At 42.1% G+C, this 20,056-nt stretch carries 19 protein-coding genes, 1 other RNA gene and 1 riboswitch; of the genes, 2 read left to right on the top strand and 18 right to left on the bottom strand.

Features of this window, described 5'->3' with window-relative positions; all coding sequences use genetic code 11:
- Positions 1-74: 74 nt before the first annotated feature.
- The 9 genes from rpsN to CFT42_RS00175 form a co-directional block, all read right to left on the bottom strand.
- Positions 75-344, bottom strand: a complete 270-nt coding sequence (gene rpsN / locus CFT42_RS00215; protein WP_088815116.1) for a 30S ribosomal protein S14 — start codon at positions 342-344, stop codon at positions 75-77.
- 107 nt (positions 345-451) lie between these two features.
- Entirely contained in the window at positions 452-1,762 is a 1,311-nt protein-coding gene (locus tag CFT42_RS00210) for a nucleobase:cation symporter-2 family protein (protein WP_088808589.1), read from the bottom strand.
- The gene (locus CFT42_RS00205; protein ID WP_159458132.1) at positions 1,752-2,345 is read right to left on the bottom strand and encodes a xanthine phosphoribosyltransferase; all 594 of its coding nucleotides are present in this window, start codon (positions 2,343-2,345) and stop codon (positions 1,752-1,754) included. Before CFT42_RS00205 ends, CFT42_RS00210 begins: the two co-directional genes overlap by 11 nt.
- 79 nt (positions 2,346-2,424) lie before the next feature.
- A riboswitch (purine riboswitch) is annotated at positions 2,425-2,526 on the bottom strand.
- Positions 2,527-2,566: 40 nt separating this feature from the next.
- Entirely contained in the window at positions 2,567-4,075 is a 1,509-nt protein-coding gene (locus CFT42_RS00200; RefSeq protein WP_088815114.1) for a carboxypeptidase M32, read from the bottom strand.
- Positions 4,076-4,081: 6 nt separating this feature from the next.
- Positions 4,082-5,224 carry a THUMP domain-containing class I SAM-dependent RNA methyltransferase gene (locus CFT42_RS00195; protein WP_088808586.1) on the bottom strand — a complete coding sequence of 381 codons (1,143 nt, stop codon included), beginning with the start codon at positions 5,222-5,224 and terminating at the stop codon, positions 4,082-4,084.
- Positions 5,225-5,361: 137 nt separating this feature from the next.
- Positions 5,362-5,847, bottom strand: an RNA gene (gene rnpB / locus CFT42_RS00190) — RNase P RNA component class B.
- Between the two features lie 34 nt (positions 5,848-5,881).
- The gene (gene gpsB / locus CFT42_RS00185) at positions 5,882-6,220 is read right to left on the bottom strand and encodes a cell division regulator GpsB (protein WP_088808585.1); all 339 of its coding nucleotides are present in this window, start codon (positions 6,218-6,220) and stop codon (positions 5,882-5,884) included.
- A 115-nt stretch (positions 6,221-6,335) separates the two neighbouring features.
- A complete protein-coding gene (locus CFT42_RS00180; protein WP_088815113.1) occupies positions 6,336-6,884 on the bottom strand; it encodes an SLOG family protein in 549 nt (182 codons plus the stop codon).
- Positions 6,881-7,249, bottom strand: a complete 369-nt coding sequence (locus CFT42_RS00175; protein WP_088808583.1) for a DUF1798 family protein — start codon at positions 7,247-7,249, stop codon at positions 6,881-6,883. The genes CFT42_RS00180 and CFT42_RS00175 overlap by 4 nt, the downstream gene beginning before the upstream one ends.
- Before the next feature lie 205 nt (positions 7,250-7,454).
- Between CFT42_RS00175 and recU the strand changes: the two genes are divergently transcribed.
- A complete protein-coding gene (gene recU / locus CFT42_RS00170) occupies positions 7,455-8,069 on the top strand; it encodes a Holliday junction resolvase RecU (protein ID WP_088808582.1) in 615 nt (204 codons plus the stop codon).
- 19 nt (positions 8,070-8,088) lie between these two features.
- A complete protein-coding gene (locus tag CFT42_RS00165) occupies positions 8,089-10,608 on the top strand; it encodes a PBP1A family penicillin-binding protein (RefSeq protein WP_088815112.1) in 2,520 nt (839 codons plus the stop codon).
- Positions 10,609-10,645: 37 nt separating this feature from the next.
- Here the strand turns inward: CFT42_RS00165 and CFT42_RS00160 are convergent, their stop codons facing one another.
- The 9 genes from CFT42_RS00160 to panC all read right to left on the bottom strand — a co-directional run bounded on the left by CFT42_RS00160 (position 10,646) and on the right by panC (position 20,055).
- Entirely contained in the window at positions 10,646-11,137 is a 492-nt protein-coding gene (locus CFT42_RS00160; RefSeq protein ID WP_088815111.1) for a YpoC family protein, read from the bottom strand.
- Complete coding sequence (gene nth, locus CFT42_RS00155) at positions 11,130-11,789, bottom strand: endonuclease III (RefSeq protein WP_088808579.1); 660 nt, start codon at positions 11,787-11,789, stop codon at positions 11,130-11,132. The genes CFT42_RS00160 and nth overlap by 8 nt, the downstream gene beginning before the upstream one ends.
- Before the next feature lie 7 nt (positions 11,790-11,796).
- The gene (locus CFT42_RS00150; protein WP_088815110.1) at positions 11,797-12,510 is read right to left on the bottom strand and encodes a DnaD domain-containing protein; all 714 of its coding nucleotides are present in this window, start codon (positions 12,508-12,510) and stop codon (positions 11,797-11,799) included.
- Positions 12,511-12,888: 378 nt separating this feature from the next.
- Positions 12,889-14,181, bottom strand: a complete 1,293-nt coding sequence (gene asnS / locus CFT42_RS00145) for an asparagine--tRNA ligase (RefSeq protein WP_088815303.1) — start codon at positions 14,179-14,181, stop codon at positions 12,889-12,891.
- A gap of 12 nt (positions 14,182-14,193) precedes the next feature.
- Positions 14,194-15,378, bottom strand: a complete 1,185-nt coding sequence (locus CFT42_RS00140; protein WP_088808577.1) for a pyridoxal phosphate-dependent aminotransferase — start codon at positions 15,376-15,378, stop codon at positions 14,194-14,196.
- A gap of 15 nt (positions 15,379-15,393) precedes the next feature.
- Entirely contained in the window at positions 15,394-15,900 is a 507-nt protein-coding gene (locus CFT42_RS00135) for a cell wall elongation regulator TseB-like domain-containing protein (protein ID WP_088808576.1), read from the bottom strand.
- A gap of 97 nt (positions 15,901-15,997) precedes the next feature.
- A complete protein-coding gene (gene dinG / locus CFT42_RS00130; RefSeq protein ID WP_088815109.1) occupies positions 15,998-18,790 on the bottom strand; it encodes an ATP-dependent DNA helicase DinG in 2,793 nt (930 codons plus the stop codon).
- Positions 18,791-18,827: 37 nt separating this feature from the next.
- The gene (panD, locus tag CFT42_RS00125) at positions 18,828-19,211 is read right to left on the bottom strand and encodes an aspartate 1-decarboxylase (protein ID WP_088808574.1); all 384 of its coding nucleotides are present in this window, start codon (positions 19,209-19,211) and stop codon (positions 18,828-18,830) included.
- Complete coding sequence (panC, locus tag CFT42_RS00120; RefSeq protein ID WP_088815108.1) at positions 19,204-20,055, bottom strand: pantoate--beta-alanine ligase; 852 nt, start codon at positions 20,053-20,055, stop codon at positions 19,204-19,206. The genes panD and panC overlap by 8 nt, the downstream gene beginning before the upstream one ends.
- Between the last annotated feature and the right edge of the window lies 1 nt (position 20,056).

Raw genomic sequence — 20,056 nt, 5'->3', positions numbered from 1 at the left:
TCCGACCACGTGTGATAGAACGAAGCTTTAACAACGAAAATTGCCGTTTGTCGTCAATTTTCACCTGTATAATTTTACCAACTGGCTTTTTTGACGCCAGGAATTTGTCCTTTATGCGCAAGTTCGCGAAAACGGATTCTACTCATGCCAAATTTACGCATATATGCATGTGGTCTACCAGTTAATTCGCAGCGGTTATGCAAACGCGTTGGCGATGAATCACGCGGTAATTTCCGAAGTTCTTCGTAGCGTCCCTCAGCCTTCAACTCGCGCCGCAATTCTGCGTATTTAGCAACTAATGCTTTTTGTCGTTCATATTTTGCTACCTTCGATTTTTTAGCCATCGTTTCTCCTCATTTCTATAAATAGGAATCATTACGTTTTACATTTTACGCTTTTCTACAAAAAAGTCAACTAAAAAAGCAACCCAAATGAGGTTGCTTTAAGAAAATTAGTCGTTAACCTGTTGCCACTCTAACTCTTCTGTTGCTTCTTTTTTGCGTGTTGGTAACATATTAAAAATAATATTTAAGCTGATTGCCGTAAAGCTTCCAGCAACAATACCGTTACTTGTGAAAAGTTGAATGAAAGATGGAAAGTTTTGGAATAGATCTGGTACCACGGTAACGCCTAGTCCAACACCGACGGAGCACGCAATAATAAGCAAATTTTCTTGCGACGTGAAATTCACCTTACCTAGCATTTTAATTCCTTGGGCAACGACCATACCAAACATCGCAACCATGGCACCACCTAAAACACTTGTTGGAATAATGGTTGTCACTGCCCCAATTTTTGGAATCAAACCGAGGATTATTAGAAATCCGGCGGCGACATAGATAACTTTACGTGTTTTAATCCCAGATAATTGCACTAAACCAACATTTTGGGAGTAGCCTGTGTACGGGAAAGTGTTGAAAATTCCGCCGAGAATGATGGCTAGCCCTTCTGCGCGGTAACCACGTGTTAAATCTTTTTTATCAAGCGTGCGACCCGTAATGTCAGACAGTGCGAAATACACGCCTGTGGACTCAACCATGCTGACGAGTGCGATTAAAATCATCGTCACAATTGCTGGCCATTCAAAAGTCGGCATACCAAAGTAAAATGGTTGTGGGAGATGGAAAAAGTCTGCTTCTTTAACGGGGGCTAAATTGATACCACCTAAAATCGCGGCAGCAAGCGAACCACAGGCAAGCCCAATCAACACGGCGATAGCTTTCGTAAATCCTTTGCCGAATCGATAAACTAAAATAATGAGCAGGAGCGTGCCAAATCCTAAGCCGATATTATAAAACGAGCCAAAATCTTTTGCGCCCTGTCCGCCTGCAAGGTTGTTAATCGCCACCGGAATGAGCGTTAAGCCTATCACCGTCACGACCGAACCCGTTACGACTGGTGGAAAAAAGCGCACAATTTTTGAAAAAAACGGCGCGATAAGAAGAACAAAGAGGCCTGACGCAATGATGGAGCCGTAAATCGCAGAAATGCCCATTTCCTGCCCGATTAAAATGATGGGCGCTATCGCCTGGACTGCACAGCCAAGTACAACTGGCAAGCCGATGCCGAAAAAACGATTGACGGTTAATTGGAGCAGCGTAGCGATGCCGCACATGAAAATGTCGATGGAAACGAGGTACGTCATTTGTTCGGCGTTAAAGCCGAGCGCCCCACCAATGAGGAGTGGGACAATAACTGCGCCAGCATACATTGCCAGTACGTGTTGAAAGCCGAGTGCGGCCATTCTGCCTTTATTTAACATCGCCATTCTCCTCTCTAATAAAGCGAATCGTTTGATTTTCAAGTGAGGCGATTCGAGCTAGTGAGAGTACTTCTAGTCCTACTTCGTCTAGTAAAGCGCGTCCTTTTTGGAATGATTTTTCGATGACAATGCCGATGCCTGAAACTTTTGCTTTTGCCGTTTTGGCAATGTCAAGTAAACCAAGAACGGCTTGTCCGTTTGCCAAAAAGTCGTCGATGATTAAAATTGTATCCTCACTCGTTAAAAAGCTTTGCGATATGGAAATCGAATTGGTTTCTTTTTTTGTAAACGAATAGACGTCCGCCGTGTATAAATTTTCTTTCAACGTGACGGATTTTTTCTTGCGCGCAAAAATGACGGGGACATCAAGGAAAAGCCCAGCGAATACAGCGGGCGCAATACCTGATGATTCGATGGTGACGATTTTTGTAATACCGCGACCTTTAAAATGTTCCGCGAATTCATTGCCGATTTCGCGCATTAAGCGGGGATTAATTTGGTGGTTCAGGAAGGCATCGACCTTCAGCACATCACCTTCTAAAACCGTCCCTTTTTCCAAAATATAGTCTTCTAATAACTTCAAAACAAGTTCTCCCTTCATTTTAAAGACAACAAAAACCTATCTCCCGGCTAGAGAGATAGGCAAAATAAACCAGCTGTGCTGATTGTCGCTTATCACTCATAGTCCAGTTATTTACGGCAACCGGGTAGAAACTCATTGTCCATATCACAATTATTATATAAGTGCTTCATTTAATTATTTTTCCATTATAACGAACGGTTTTCGTTTGGTCAATCGCTTTTTTAGAACTTGTAAACAAATTTGTAACGTTCATTCAATAAATCTAACAAATAATCGGGGTTTAAACTTTCGCCTGTTGTATCTTGCAAAATTTCAAGCGGTTTCTTTAGCTTCCCGTATTGATGGACGTTTTTTGTAAGCCATTTTCGAATTTCCGTGTAGTCATCGCTTGCGATAATCGCATCAAGATTCGGAATTTCACGTTTCATGGTGTGGAAGAACTGGGCGGCGTACATAAGGCCGAGCGCGTAAGACGGGAAGTAGCCGAAATCGCCACCTGCCCAGTGAATGTCTTGCAAGACGCCATCGCTATCTTTTTCAGGGCGAACGCCGAGGTAGGCTTCGTATTTGTTCGCCCATGCCTCTCTTAAATCGGCCACTTCAAGTTCGCCGTTCATGAGAGCTTTTTCTAGCTCGTAGCGAATCATGATGTGCAGCGGATACGTTAAAATATCTGCTTCAATTCGAATGAGTGAGCTTTCAGAAATGTTCGTCGCGCGGTAAAAGTCCTCCAGCGACACCGCATCAAACACAGGTTTAGCCAGTTCAGCAAGGTCTTTAAAATTGCTCTTCCAAAAGGCGAAGCTTGAGCCGAGAATGATTTCATAAAAGAGCGACTGCGATTCGTGAATGCCCATTGAAGCGCCTTCTGAGAGCGGTGTACCCGAAAGTTTCGGGTCAAAATTTTGTTCATAAATGGCATGCCCGCCTTCATGAATGATGCCAAACACGGCCATTTTGAAATTATCTTCGGCATAGCGTGTCGTAATCCGCACATCATTCACATTTAACCCAATGGCGAACGGGTGAATCGTATCATCTAAGCGGCCTGCGTCAAAGTCAAAACCCATTTTTTGCAAAATACGTTCACTAAACGTTTTTTGAATGTCTTTTGCGATATTCACTTGAAGTGGCTTGCTGCTTGGTACCTCGCCCTGCTCCATTTTTTTGCGCAAATCCATAATCCCGCTTCTTAACTTCCCAAACGCGGCATCAAGCGTTTCCACCGTCATACCCGGCTCATATTGCTCGAGCAACGTGTCGTATTTATTCGCTTTGTAGCCCCAATACTCGATGAACTTTCGTTTCATCGCGACAATTTGGGTTAAAAGTGGTTCGAATTTCGCGAAATTGTTTTCCGCACGGGCTTCGCCCCAAACGTTTTCCGCATCCGCAACAAGTTTGGAATAAGCAGCAAATTCTTTTGCAGGAATTTTTTTGTTGAGTTCATATAAACGACTGCACTCTTCAAGCGTCTTACGTCCCACTTCTCCTAACTCGTCTTTATGCGGCGTAAGAGCGGCAATAAACGCCGCCATTTCTTCTGAGACTTCGAGTTTAAAGATGTCTTCTGAAAGCACGCCAATGACTTCAGCACGTGCTTCCGCGCCTTTTTTCGGAATTCCCGTGCGAATATCCCAATAAACTAAATTGAGCGCCTCGCTAAGCGCTTCTTTGCGTTTCACATAAGCCAAAAACTCTTTTTCAATTTCATAAATGGATTCTGACATTGTCACTCACTCCTTATTTCTCGGTTTTCGTGGTCCCCAATACTGATATAAATCCGTTCGCAAATAACCATTATATAATTTACGTTTTTTCGTTGCTTTTTTTCCGTAAACTTCTTCAAATTTTTCATAGCTCGTGAGTACATATACCGACCAAGTTGGCATTTTTGCGTATGCTTCGCCCATTTCCTTGTAAAGAATTCGAATTTGCTCCTCGTCTTCTAAACGCTCACCATAAGGCGGGTTCGCCACGACAACGCCATATTCTTTTTCAGTCGTAAAGTCACTTGCTTGCATTTGTTTAAAGGAAATTAAATCAGCGAGCCCTGCCTCTTCCGCATTTTGCTTCGCGATTTCGATTAAACGGTGGTCGATATCCGCCCCTAAAATATCAAGTGGCTGGTCGTAATTCGCAAGGGTTTCCGCTTCATTTCGCGCATCTTTAAAAATCTGTTTGGGCATCCAGTCCCATGATTCACATACAAAATCGCGATTAAATCCAGGCGCAATATTTTGCCCAATCATCGCCGCTTCAATTGGAATCGTGCCGGAGCCGCAAACCGGATCATAAAACGGACGGTCCGGGTGCCAGCTCGTCAGTAAAACAAGTGCTGCTGCCATCGTTTCTTTAAGCGGAGCACCGCCCTGAGCCGTTCTATAGCCACGTTTATGTAAGCCCGCTCCGCTCGTATCAATCGTAAGCGTCACAACATCTTTTAAAATCGACACTTCTATTTTGAAAAGCGCCCCCGTCTCCATGAGCCTTCCACTCCGCCGGTATTTTTCACTAAGCCGATTCACAATCGCTTTTTTCGTAATCGCCTGACAATCCGGCACGCTAAAAAGCGTTGATTTAACGGATTTACCGGAAACTGGAAACGCCGCATCAAGCGGTAAATAATTTTCCCACGGCAAAGCTTTTGTTTTTTCAAATAGCTCATCAAATGTGGTCGCCTTGAATTCACCGACGACAATTTTGACCCGGTCCGCTACGCGCAGCCATAAATTGGCACGAGCAATCGCGCTTTTATCCCCACTGAAAAATACTTTCCCATTTTCAACTTTTGGTTCGTAGCCCAGCCGCTTCACTTCTTTGCCGACAATGGCTTCAAGTCCAGATGCAGCGGTAGCTACAAGATTAAATTCGTTCATCGTCATCATCCTTTTTTATTTTATCCAAGAAAAAAACTGCTTCAAAAGGACATCTACGTAACACGTAAAAGGCATTAAAAGAATGCGGTGGCCCTTTGAAACAGCCTTAATTGTTCATTTTCATCCTGCTATTAACGTTCTATAAGCCATGTTCTGTCCTCTACTGCTTACAGGGTTACAGTAAAGGGATAATCATCTATCTACACCCAGATTGCCCATAAATAGCAACCTTCATTGTCAAAAGCTTGCGCACCACTGTTCACGTATAAAAATACGCTCCAGTACGGTGCTCACTTTTTTCTAGAATCTTACCATTTATGGACAATCTTAAAAGGTGTCTCTTCCCTCATTCATTTACTCGGGAAAAGTGCCCCTACCATTGTTTGAGTTTCTCGCTCGTGGGGTTTACCTCGTTCCACTCCTCTTATTTCTAAAAGGACTCCGTCACTGTGGCACTTTCAAGGTACAATGACCATATCTAAAAGACTTAGGTCATTCACCTGCCGTCAAACTGGCATCAGTTTGCCTTGGCTTATGGTTTCACCAAGCACGATCACTACGGGCATCTCAGCACCGTGCGAGCATGGACTTTCCTCTGCATAACGCAGCGATTATCCGAACGTTAATAAAATTTTCTACTAGCTGATACTATCACATTTATTCGCCGTCGTCTAGCTTATTTCCAAAAACATGTTTTTCTAAATTTGATAAACGTTTTAAAATATCAAAATTAGTAGCACCTGCTGTTTGCGCTGGCGCTTGGTACGCACTTCTTGTCGGTTCTGATTTTACAGATGCACTATCAAGCTCTTGCACAAGGCGAATATTTTCCGCTTGTAAAGCTTCAATCTCACGTGTAAACGTTCCATAGTCTTTAATGACCATATCTAAAAACTCATCCACATCTTCTGGATTATAGCCACGCAAGCCAGTTTTAAACGCTTTTTCTAAAATTTCTTTTGCTGTTAAGTGATAATCAAATTGTTCCTCAGCCATAATATCCACCTCAATTTTATTCATTTCATGATTGTTTCTTCATCGAGTTAATTAATAAATCTATATCCTTATTCTTCCAAATCTAATAACATTTGTCAATGTAAACCCTTCTTTTTTAGAAAAAATCATTTTGAGTTTCGGCGACGATTTCTTGTAACTCGTAAAAATCAATTAGTGTGAGCGCGTACTCATTTTGTTCCGAAAAGTGCTTTGCCCGTTCATAAAAAAATTTGGGGGACCCTTCCTTCTCAAAATCATAAAGCAAGAGCGCGCCTCCTGTGTTTTCAATGATAAACTGGTCGCGCATGCCGAATTGTCCGGGATTCTCATACGGGCGCTCCGTAATATAGGCCCGGTAATCTGCTGCGGCAACGACTTCCTCATACCACAGTTTGTTCGCCTCATTCCAGTTACTCGCCTGCTCAACAAATGGCTCTAAAATCGCCAGCTGAACCTGATATTCTTGCTTCAAGCCACGCACCACTTCCCCGGCCCAAAGCTCGGTTCCAAGCTGCCCAGAAATAATGACCCACTCCAAACCTTCATCTATATAGGAAAGCAATTTTTTCCTTAGCGCCAATTGGATATACTTGGCCTCCTCGGCATCACGTTTAAAAATACCTAATTCAAAATTCTTATAGCCCGAGATAGCAATCGATTTCACTCTAAATTTTCACCTCGTTCTAATGCAGTTAACATGCGTTCTAGTGTATACTTAGATGATTCATAATGATCATGAAAATGTTTATAAAAGGATTTTCCATTAAAACAATTGACAGCGGTCATTTGAATATTCTGAGTGCACTGCAAAAGTTGCGTTTCTGTTAAATAAAGCGGCCTGTTTTTGTTCACATAAGGAACCGCAAGCGCTAAAAATTGCTCACATTTTTCTTTAGCGGCATCAACAAACGGCTTCATATCTTGATAAAAATCAAAGTCTTCCTGCGCTTTTTGATTGGCTAAATAGCGTTTGAAATTTTCTTCATTTTGTTGTAAAAGCGCCTTTGTTTGCGCGACAAGTTTGTCCATATTTAGCACCTTTCCCTAAAGTTTCTATTAAACTAGGATAACATAAAGTCGCTTTTTAAAACATTTCTCTGCTTTAAAGGCGCTTTTTACTAAGCAGAAAAGGCTTTCGTATGCGCTTTAGCCAAAATTTACTATCATTTTCATTTTAATTTGGTATAATAAAGAATGGTTCATTTTGAATAATAATCATAATTGAGGTGAGCATATGGCAATTGGCTATCCTAATGGAAAGAAAAATCTGCTGCATCAAAATAGCCAGTCCCCTGTAAAAAAGAAGCCGCAAACAAACTACGGGAAACGTGGTATGTCGCTTGAGGAAGATTTAAATGAAACCAATGCCTATTATTTGGCACATGAACGGGCAGTGATTCACAAGAAACCCACCCCTGTTCAAATTGTGAGAGTTGACTATCCAAAACGAAGTAGCGCGACAATTAAAGAAGCCTATTTCAAGCAGCCGTCAACAACAGACTATAACGGCGTCTATCAAGGAAAGTATCTTGATTTTGAAGCGAAAGAAACAAAAAACAAAACTTCTTTTCCGTTAAGTAATTTTCATCCCCATCAAATGGAGCACATGAAACAAGTTTTAAACCAAGGTGGTTTTGCTTTTGTCATTACCTCTTTTAGCTCACTTGGGGAAGTTTATTTAACAAGTTTTGACTCTTTCTTGCCGTTTTGGGAAAGAATGCAAGATGGTGGGCGTAAATCTATCACGCTTGCTGAGCTAAAAGTGCATTCGACACTGATTCCCTATGGTCTAAATCCAAGGTTGGACTATTTGAGTATTTTAGATTCACACTTTTTTAGTTCGATTTGATTAAAGGAGAGAAAAATGAATGGCAGAAAAACCGCAAACTAGATCAGAGTATCGCAGCAAAAAGACAAATGCTAAGCCGAAAAAGCCCAAAAAAAATATCGCGAAAACGATTTTTAAATCCATATTCTTCGTGGCTCTATTCTTTGCGTTCTTTGGTATTGCTGCTGGTGCATCTTTATTTTACGTCTATGCAAAAGACGCGCCTGAACTCACTGATTCAAAATTGCGTGACCCGCTATCTTCTAAACTTTTAGATAAAGATGGTAAGGTCTTTGCAGAAATCGGTACAGAACGCCGTGAGTATATTGAGTATAAAGATATTCCAAAACAGCTGGAAAATGCAATTCTTTCTACAGAGGATTCGCGTTTCTACTCGCATGATGGTCTCGACCCTATTCGTTTAGGTGGCGCCGTTATCGCGAATGTTAAAAATGGCTTTGGTGCGGAAGGAGCAAGTACGCTCTCGCAACAAATCATTAAAATGAGCTATCTGGATTACACCAACAAGACGCTTGCACGTAAAGCGCAAGAAGCTTATTTAGCTCTTCAACTTGAAGAAAAATATAGCAAACATGATATTATTGAAATTTACGTCAACAAAGTGTATATGTCTGACCGAGTTCATGGTATGGAAACGGCGGCTGAACATTTTTACGGAAAAAACTTGAAGGACTTGAATTTAGGGCAAACGGCTTTAATTGCTGGTATGCCGCAAAGTCCAAACAACTACAATCCGTATGACGATCCAGAACTGGCGAAAAAACGTCGTGATTTAGTACTCACAAACATGTACAACCATGATAAAATTACGAAGCAAGAAATGGAACAAGCGCAACAAACACCTATTTCAGACGGCTTGCGTTCTCAAAAAGAACGTGAGGAAAAAACGTACAAATATGATGCGTACGTCACACAAGTTTTAAGTGAAATTCCGGAAGAATATGATGTTTACACGGATGGTTTAACGATTTATACGGCACTTGATCAAGATGCCCAGCAGTATACGGAAAAAATGTTAAATACGAACGAAATCGTACAGTATTCGGATGATAAGATGCAAGCTGGTCTTGTGTTACAGGATACGAAAAACGGCCGTGTGCAAGCTATAGGTGGTTCGCGAAATCAGGCAGAGAATGTTACACGTGGTTACAATTATGCGACGCAGCTTAAACGCCAAGTTGGTTCGACGATGAAACCAATTGCTGATTATGGTCCTGCTTTCGAATATTTAAATTGGTCTACTGCTCAAATTTTAGATGACGCACCGTATACGTACACGGGGGGCTCTAAAATTAACAACTGGGACTTTGGCTATAAAGGACCTATAACGGTTCGGCAAGCCCTTTACCAGTCACGTAACATTCCGGCGCTTAAGACATTACAGGCGGTTGGACTTGATAAGGCAAAAGCCTTCACTGATGGACTCGGCTTTAATTACAAAGAGTTCTATGAGTCTTATGCGATTGGTGCTAATGAGTCGAATCCTCTTCAAATGGCTGGTGCTTACGCGGCTTTTGGGAACCAAGGGATTTATACCAAACCTCATACGGTAACCAAAATCGTCCTATCTGATGGCGATACGTCGATTGATATGGAACCGAAAAGCGAAGTGGCAATGAAGGAATCTACTGCTTATATGACTTCTGATGTTTTAAAAGATGTTTTAACGATGGGTACTGGTACAAGTGCAGCTGTTCCTGGTGTTCCAGTCGCTGGTAAAACAGGGACAACAAACTTTGACGCTGCGGCACAAAGTAAATACTATTATCCAAATGGTGCGGCACGTGATGCGTGGTTTGCTGGCTACTCAACGAATTACACCATCGCCGTTTGGACTGGTTATGACAGCTTGAAAAATTATTTATCTCCAAATGAGCAAAAAATATCGCAACGCATGTTTAGTAAATTAATGAGTCATGTTTCAGCTAATAAAACAACTGCCGACTTTAAAGCACCTAGTAACGTTGTATCTATTCCGATTCTAAAAGGCTCTAATCCTCCTGTTCGTGCGGCTGCTGGTACGCCAAGCGACAAAGTAACGAATGAGTTATTTATTGCTGGCACAGCACCAAGCAAAACGGCTTCAACAACGGATAAAGAAAAGGAAGCAGCAGCGAAGAAGAAAGCTGAAGAGGAAGCGAAGAAAAAAGCTGAGGAAGAGAAGAAGAAGGCTGAAGAGGAAAAAAATAAACCTCTTGCAGCACCAAGTGGCATCTCAGCATCTTACAATACAGCGACTAAACAAGTTTCCGCAAGTTGGGGAGCTGTTGAAGGCGCCACTTATGAAGTGACCGTAAATGGTCAAAAATCAACGGTCACAACCACTTCGATTACGGTTAGTGGAATGAGCCCGGGAAGTACGGTCAACATTAGCGTTGTAGCAATAAAGGATAATAAACGAAGCAGCGCCGCGACAACATCTGTTGCAATACCTGCAAATGCTAGCGCAAATGACGACGCGACAAACAATAACCAGAATGGAAATAATCCTGGCAATAATAACGGGGACAACGCCAATGGGGATCCTCCAAGTAACTAATAAAAAAGAAGTATAGCTATCTGCTATACTTCTTTTTTTACTTATGCTTAGCAATTAATTTTCGCTGTTCTAGCAAAAGCTCGTTTAATTGCTTAAATCCTGGAAATGTATGGGCGCGCATTAGACAATATTCGAGTCGTTCTTCAAGATTTAGCGGCTTAATGGACAGTTCGCTTAGCGCTTCATTTAAATTTTCTAATCGGACAGGCTTTCTGTTACTCCAAAAAAGAATGGTCAAGAAAATGCCAAGTGCATCTTGAACGAGGTAGGAGTCGGGCTTTTCATGTGCGCGAAATTTTGCTTCCATGGCGCTTAGAATGGCTGTCATTTGTTTGGTGAGTTTACGACAGGCTTTTTCGGCATCATTTGCCCATGGTTGCACACCCTCGTTTTTCGTATAAAATAAGGTTTCTTGCCAAAAAGGACAGCCCGCAACGAATATCGATTCTTCGTCAAAGGCGTTGATATTCACGTTCGGCGCAGGAAATGCAACGTGCTGGAGTTCCTCGACATATTGAAATTTAACCATCAAAACCTCTCGCTTTCGCTTGTTTCTTCCCTTCACGGCAAATAAAAAGGAGCGGACATGTTGGGCACTCTGGTTTTCTCGCCTTACAATGATAGCGTCCAAAGAAAATCAAATCGTGGTGCGCATCTGACCACATCTCTTCAGGCAATTTACGTTTCAAAGTTTCTTCCACTTCGACAACAGAGTCTTTTAAGCGGCATATTCCGAGGCGTTTTGTAACGCGCTCAACATGTGTATCTACGGCCATTGCAGGGACGCCAAATCCGACTGATAAGACGACATTCGCCGTTTTTCGGCCGACACCAGGTAAGCTTTCTAATTCCGCATGTGTGCTTGGTACTTCGCCGTTAAATACTTCTAATAAGCGCTTTGATAAACCTTGAATGTTTTTTGCTTTGTTGCGGTAAAGCCCAATTGAGCGGATATCATCTTCTAGCTCTTGAAGTGGAACCGCCAAATAATCCTCGGGCGTATGATATTTTTCAAACAAAGAAGCCGTGACCTTATTTACTAAATTATCTGTGCACTGTGCGGATAGTACAACTGCGACTAAAAGCTCGAATGTATTTTTATGTACGAGCTCACAATGCGCATTAGGAAACATTTTTGCCATTTCCTGAATGCACATTACCGTTTGCTTTTTATTTAACACGTGTCCATCACCCTTTTCGATTTTCTAGCCAGTCATACAGCGGAATGGAGTCCTTACTTTTTTGAATATCACTTCGATTTGTCGTAATTCCAGTTCGCCCGTTCTGATGGAAATTTTCAGCAATACGTCGCGCGTCTTCTACCGTTTTCACTTGCTCTTTTTTCCAGTTTAATAAAATCCGGTCGATATAACGAAAATTGAGTTTCTGTGAAATAACCGCCTCTTTTAGCGCCTCACGAATTAATTCCGGAGCAAAGTGATCTTGGTCCAACCAGCCCGATAGCATTTCGGCTTCAAGCGGGGAGAGCGGCCGACCAAACTCGGATTCAAACGTGCGGTAAATATGCGTTTCTGCCTCGTTAACCGCTTCCTTTTGATTCGTAAGTTCTTCATTTGCTAAAAAAGCGGCAAGTTTTTGATACAACGGTTCTAAAGAATAAACCTCATGAGCCAGCTTATTTTCCTGTGCTAAAATGGCCAAGTTGCCCTTCCTAACAAGCGATTCGAGCAATCGCGTCACCCGCTCAAATGATGTCCCCATTCGCTCGGTCAGCTCGCTAATACTAGGGAACGAATTCCCGCTCACACGGAACGCTTCAATTTGCAAAACAAGCATAAATTCCGTTTCGTCTATATTTAATTTCGTATAATGTTTAATAAGAATTTGCGGTAATGTGACAAAGCCTTCTGTCATCCACGCACTTAATTCATTTTTTTCCATCCAAAACACCTCACATAAAATTATAGCATAGACGAAAAAAATAAGAAAATGCGGGAAAGTTTCATTTTGGACATAAAAATAGCGAAACCTCCTAGGTTTCGCTACAGACTGATGACAAACAGCAATCTTCGTCGTTAAAGCCTCCGTTCCGTTCCGCTTCGCCTAACTTCTCACATGGTCGGGCAAACTACGCCCTTCCTGTTTTCAGTCATCACTTACTCAAGTACGCTCCGGTGCGGTACTCATGCGTAAGAATCTCACCATTTGTCATCAATCTGATTGTGCGTGGTACGTTTTGTTTGGCTTAAAGTTTAGAGTTTTTCTACAAGCTGATAGCGAAACCTTCTGGGTTTCGCTATTTTTGCATGTCATTTATTTTTATGGATATAAACGATTCAATAGACGTGGGAATGGGATGGTTTCGCGAACGTGTTCAGTGCCAGAAATCCAAGCTACTGTGCGCTCTAATCCAAGTCCAAAACCAGAATGCGGTACGGAACCGTAACGTGCCAAGTCGATATACCAGCTGTAAGCTTCTTCATCTAGACCGAATTCTTTTACACGAGAAAGCATTAAATCTAAATCGTGAATACGCTCGGAACCACCGATGATTTCGCCGTATCCTTCTGGTGCGATTAAATCCGCACAGAGAACGACTTCGCTGTTTTCAGGGTCTTCTGGCATGTAGAAAGGTTTGATGCCTTTTGGATAATGCGTGATGAAGACAGGTTTTTCAAAGCTATCGGCAATCGCGGTTTCATGCGGTGCACCAAAATCTTCGCCCCATTCAATATCATCAAAACCTTTTTCTTTAAGAAGTGTAATCGCATCTGTATACGTAATCCGCGGGAATGGCGCCGTCATTTTTTCAAGAACGGCTGTATCACGACCAAGACGTTCAAGTTCAATAGCGCAGTTGTCTAAAACGGATTTTACAAGAAATGCGACATATTTTTCTTGCACTTCAAGACTATCTTTTAACGTATAGAAGGCCATTTCTGGTTCAATCATCCAAAACTCGATAAGATGGCGACGCGTTTTGGATTTTTCAGCGCGGAATGTTGGACCAAATGAAAACACTTTTCCAAGTGCCATTGCGGCTGCTTCCATGTAAAGTTGTCCACTTTGCGATAAATAAGCATCTTCATCAAAATATTTCGTGTGGAACAATTCCGTTGTGCCTTCCGGTGCGCTGCCTGTTAAAATTGGCGGATCCACCTTAATAAAACCTTCTTTGTTGAAAAACTCGTAAGATGCGCGGATAATTTCATTTCTGATTTTCATAATCGCGTGTTGTTTATTGGAACGCAACCATAAATGGCGATGGTCCATTAAAAATTCCGTACCATGTTCTTTCGGTGTAATCGGATAATCGTGTGCTTCTGAAATCACTTCAATATTTTGAACAGTCATTTCATAACCAAACGAAGAACGACTATCTTCTTGAATGACCCCCGTTACATAAAAACTCGTTTCTTGCGTCATGCCTTTTGCCAGTGTGAAAATGTCTTCTGGCACTTCCGCCTTCACAACAACACCTTGCATAAAGGCAGTTCCATCACGCATTTGTAAAAAGGCAATTTTGCCGCTGGAACGTTTATTTGCGAGCCAAACACCAATTGTAACTTCTTGTCCTACATAATCTTTCACTTGATTAATTGTAATTTTCACCATGTACACTCCCTATTGATTCATAAAGTCTTTGATTCGATTTATTGCTTCTTGGAACAGCGCTGGATCTGTCGCATAGGAAATCCGAATATAATCCGGCATGCCAAACCCTGATCCCGGAATAACGGCCACGAGTGCTTCCGTCAGCAAAGCTTCCACAAACGCATCCACGCTTGGATAGCCTTTTCGCGCGGCCGCTTCGTGCGCGTCAATAAAGAAATAAAAAGCACCATCTGGTTTTTTCGGTTTAAAGCCGGGTATTTCTTCTAACTGCGGGTAAAATCGCGCCATGCGATCCGAAAACGCCTGATACATTTTCTCCGGCACTTCCTGGCTCCCGTTATAGGCTTCAATCGCCGCGTACTGCGCATTTGCAGTTGGATTACTCGTCATATGATCCGCTAGTTTGCCCATGCCCCGAATGACGTCGGCATTTGCCGCAGCATAACCGATACGCCAGCCGGTCATGGAATACGCTTTTGAAACACCATTAATTAAAATTGTGCGCGCATAAATTTCCGGGCTAAGACTCGCAACGGAAACCACATCCGCCGGGTCGCCGTAATATAGTTTTTCATAGATTTCATCAGATACAATCCATAAATTGTGTTTGACGGCAATAGCTGCAAGCGCCTTTAATTCGGCTTTTGAATAGCACATGCCAGTTGGGTTGTTTGGCGAATTTAATAGCACCGCTTTCGTTCTCGCCGTAATTGCTCGTTCAAAACTAGCTGGATTCATTTTAAAATCAGCATCGAATCCTGTTTCAACAAAAACAGGCACGCCGCCGGCAAGTTTGACTTGTTCCGGATAAGTAACCCAATAAGGAACAGGGATAATCACTTCATCTCCCGGATTTAAAATCGTTTGGAAGGCAGAATATAAAACGTGTTTCGCTCCCGTTCCTACGAAAATTTGGTCTTCTGTATAACGCACATCTTGGTCACGTTCTAATTTCTGAACGATGGCTTTTTTCAACTCGGGAATTCCTGTTGATGGGGTGTATTTCGTAAAGCCATCTTTCATGGACTTATAAGCTGCCTGAATGATATTTTCCGGCGTGTTGAAATCGGGTTCTCCTGCGCCGAGGCCAATGACATCAATACCATCTTGTTTCATTTTTTTCGCTTTTGCCGTAATAAAAAGCGTCGGTGAAGGTGCTACTTCCTGCACGCGTTTAGACAAAGGTAAGTCCATTTTTTGCTCCTCCTCTTATAAATTTTCGATTTGTCTTAGCCATTCTCCTTCGCTGAAAGACATGTCGTAGTAACCAAGATTATCGTTTTTATCTAAATAGCTGACTTCCCAAATTGGGACGCCTTCTTCCATACCAAGTGTTACGTTTAAAATTTTGCGCGGCTTCTTCTCTTTTTGCACAATATCTCGCGCTTGTTGTTCGCTTATACCATCAGACGCATATTTGACTAAAACTTCGCCCGATTTTTTCTTCGGCACCCAAACAATAATGTCTTTTCCAGCTTTATTTTTCCCGGTTAAAACATAATACGTTTCTTTTGGTCCATTGTACAAATAAAAATCATCGTGCGATTTCAAATCTACGCTGCCGCTTATTCGGTCTAGCGCCGCTTGCTCATCTTTTTTAATTGGCTTTTCAGCACTATGCAAAAACCAAAAGAAAGCGAGTCCTAAAACTACCAAAATGCTGACTGGAATGAGAATATATCGGGCGATTTTTCGCCTGTTTTTTCGTTTTTGCAAATCTATTCGCTCATTTCTATTCTTTAATTGCCAAAATGGCTAAGTTTCAATATGTTCCTATTATAGCAATTTGCTGCTTTTTTTTGAAGCTTTATTATTATTCTGACTTAAAAAAGTCAGCAATTTCGCTTAAAAGAACTGTTTTATCGCCTTTTTTCGTAGGAACTTTCGGAATAGAGTTTAAAAAAGATTGACCAAATTTCGTCGTATCAATTCGGTTATCGAACACTAAAATAATTCCACGGTCCGTTTCGCGGCGAATTAAACGCCCAAAGCCTTGCTTAAAGCGCAATACGGCTTCCGGTAACGAATACGTTTGAAAGGCGTTCTCCCCGCGTTCTTTACGGAGAGCAATTTGAGCTTTCGTATATGGATCTTCGAGCGGTGCAAACGGTAAGCGCACAATAGCCAGACAAGATAAATCTTCGCCCGGAATATCAATCCCCTCCCAAAAGCTCGTCGTCCCAAGCAGAATTGCTTTTTCAAACAGTTGAAATTGTTTCGTTAGCCGGGCAGGACTTCCCGCAGACACGCCTTGTGCGAGAATCATATATTCCGCAAGTGCCTCTTTCCCCTTCATGAAGCGTAGCGTTTCGCGCAACATCTCGGTTGCCGTGAATAAAACAAGCATGCGTCCGTCCGTACAAAGCGCCACATCACTCAAATAATCAGCCAGCGCCTTCGCATAATCCGAAACAGGCGTCCCTTTAATTTGCGGCATATCTTGCGGAATCAAAATCCGCGCATTTTCCTCGTACTGGAACGGCGATGGAATTTTCGCCTCTAACAAGTCACTTTCCTCAAGACCAAGTGCTTTTTTTATGTAGGAAAAATCATGATTGACAGAAAGCGTGGCAGACGTCAAAATGACGCTTTCTTTTTGTTCAAAAAAGTCCTCTTGAAGCGCCCTCTCCACCTCCATAAGCGTACCAACAATACGCAAACTCGGCAACGCCCCGTTTTTGTCCGCCTCAAGAGAAATCGTCATGACAGGCTGATTCTCATTTAGTAAACAAGCAAAATCCTCCCGCATTGTTTTCCAATCAAGTAAGAAAGAATACACTTCCTCAACAAAAGCCGTTTCCGCTTCTTTTAAGTCCGTTTCTTCTTGCTTCCCTTTTTTTAGAAGCGTTTCGATATTCCGTTCCACTTCACGGAACAGTACGAGAACATTTTCAGCCGCATATTTTAATGTGTCATCAAAATGAATTTTTTGTTCATTTTCAATTAAAACGAGTTCTTTTTTAGCACCGCGACTATTTAATAGTTCCGCATGTAACAAACTAAATAAAATATCTGTTGCTTCTGTCAGTTTCAACTGGGCGATGTCTAAATCAAACAAACTCTCTTCTGCTGGAAAGACCATTTCTAAGCGACTAAGAAGTGAATATTTTTCGAGCGTTCCAAGTTGATTCAAGAAATACTTCACTTTTCGGTAAGACAAGTAAAAGCTCTTCTGCATGCGAGCGCTCTCCGCAAAATGATGCGCCTCATCAATAACTGCGAAAGAATATGCTGGCAATAATTTTTTCCCATTGAAGTGATCGGAAAGAAGTAAAGCATGATTCACAATGACTAGGTCGGCATGGCGCGCCTGCTCCAAACTAAATTTGTAAAAATCAAAAGCAATCCACGGATCTTTCGTTTCAGAAAGGTACCAACCAGTATGCTTCATTCTGTTCCAAAACAGCTCGCCACCACTCGATAAATTGACTTCATCAATGTCACCCGTTTCTGTTTCCGTAAGCCAAACGAGCAGTTTTAATTTCGTCACGACAACATCGTACTGCGGATCGCTTTCATGAAGCAATTGCTCAAATTTAAATAAATTTAAATAATGATCTCTCCCTTTTAACAGCGAAGCTTGCACATCAAATCCAGTTAATTTTGACACAAGCGGGACATCTTTTTCATAAAGTTGGGTTTGCAAAAGGTTGGTATATGTACTAATAATAACAGGCAACTCTTTTTGTTTCGCAAAATAAATTGACGGCAAAAAATAACCTAATGATTTTCCAATCCCAGTTCCTGCTTCAATAAGCGCATGGCGCCCTGTTTGCATCGCCTGAAACGCCAAGTTCATCATCTCAAATTGACCACTTCTCGCATATAAAGGGGCGCCCGCACGTTTAAATAACGCAAGTTTTTCTTCCTCACTTTTTGGAAAATCCAATTTATCTTCTGTACGATAAATCGGCTTACGAATATTTTTTTTACGCAAAACTAAACCACGATGTTCCAGCCATTTTTCAGGAAGCGGCTCAGCTTGGCGGTCTTTTTTCATCTCAATCTCAAAGAAAAGTTCCGGCAAATGCGTTTTTAACGGCTGGGCAATCGTCGTCATCTTCCGAATCACCGAAACCGGTAAACTCTCCAACTTCTCCACGCACTGAAGAAACAATTCCGCTGTTACCAAAGCATCACTATCGGCTTTATGTGGATTTTCATGAATAAAACCAAACTCATCAGCTAAATCCTGCAATTTATAACTATCGACAGACGGATATAAAATACGCGCCATTTCCACCGTATCAAGCAACTTCATTTTACTAAGTGGCCTACCCGCACGGCGCATTTCCTTTTGCAAAAAAGTCCAATCAAAATTCACATTATGCGCCACAAAAATCGTATCATCCAGAAGCGCCAAAATCGTATCCGCCACATCTTCAAACAGCGGCGCATCAGATAAATCATCTGGCGTAATCCCCGTCAATTCCTGAATAAAAGGCGGAACTGGCTTTAAAGGATTGATATAGGTTGAAAAAGTCTCTACAATTTGTTTTCCTTCCACTAGCGTGGCAGCAAATTGAATGATTCGGTCATCTCTTGATGCCTGATTTCCTGTCGTTTCTAAATCGACCACTACATATTTTTTTAACTTTCGTCCCATATGATTCACCTTCCTAAAACCAGTTCCACTTGTTTTTTTACAACGTTGTATTCGCTTTTTCTTCGTAAAGTCGTTCTACAATTTGATTGTTTTCATCTAACACAATCACTTTCGGCGTCATCGTTTTGGCATCGTTCGTTTCAAACAAACCATAGCCCATAATAATAACGATATCCCCGGGTGACACAAGCCTAGCTGCCGCCCCGTTTAAACAAATTACACCACTATTTTTTTCACCCGCAATAATGTAGGTCTCTAAACGCGCACCGTTATTATTGTTCACAATCTGTACTTTTTCGTTTGGCAGTAAGCCCGTCGCCTCTAAAAGCGCCGCATCAATCGTAATGCTCCCCACATAATTTAAATTCGCTTCCGTAACCGTCGCGCGGTGAATTTTCGCATGCATCATCGTTCTAAGCATCATACTCACCTCGCTTTATAATTTCGTTATCAATTAAACGCGCCTTTTCATACTGCACTGCTATGGCTAAAATAAGCGAATTTGAGAAATCAGACACCGCAGTAAAATCAGGATATTCGTAGAGCGCCAAGTCGTCCACTTTCTGCGCCACATTTCCAAGAACCGCTCGTACCTCGGCTAAAATGACAGCCTCATCGTTTACGCCTTCCAAAATGCGTTTCTTCCCAGCTAAAAGGGCTTGATGAATAATCGGCGCCTCATTTCGTTCAGCGGTGGATAAATTGACATTTCGACTGCTTTTCGCGAGGCCATCTTGTTCGCGCACCGTCGCTACACGCCGAATGGTAATCGGTAGAAAATAATCACGAACAAGTCCTTCCACAACCGCAACTTGCTGGGCATCTTTTTGCCCAAAATAAGCACGGTCGGGGCCAACAAGATGGAATAGTTTGAGCAATACAGTAACGACGCCATCAAAATGACCCGGCCGTTTCGCCCCGTCAAGCACATCAACACGCTTTGTAACATGCAGCGCCGTTGATAATTCCACCGGATACATTTCCGCGACACTCGGCAAAAAGAGAATATCCACGTGGGCTCCTTCTGCCAGTTCAATATCGCGTTTTTCATCACGCGGATAGGTATCTAAATCTTCATTCGGCCCAAATTGCGTCGGATTCACAAAAATGCTCATCACAACCACTTCATTTTCTCGCCTTGCTTCCCGAACGAGCATAAGATGACCAACATGTAAATAGCCCATCGTTGGAACGAAGCCAACCGATTTCGAGTCCACCGCACGAAGCGTTTCGCGGAGTTCCGTTTTTGTGCGTACAATTTTCATC

Origin of the sequence: Listeria goaensis (assembly GCF_900186125.1) — a bacterium.
GTDB lineage: Bacteria > Bacillota > Bacilli > Lactobacillales > Listeriaceae > Listeria > Listeria goaensis.
The sequence above is the reverse complement of the archived record's forward strand: the minus strand, read 5'-3'. Positions and strand labels throughout refer to the sequence as shown.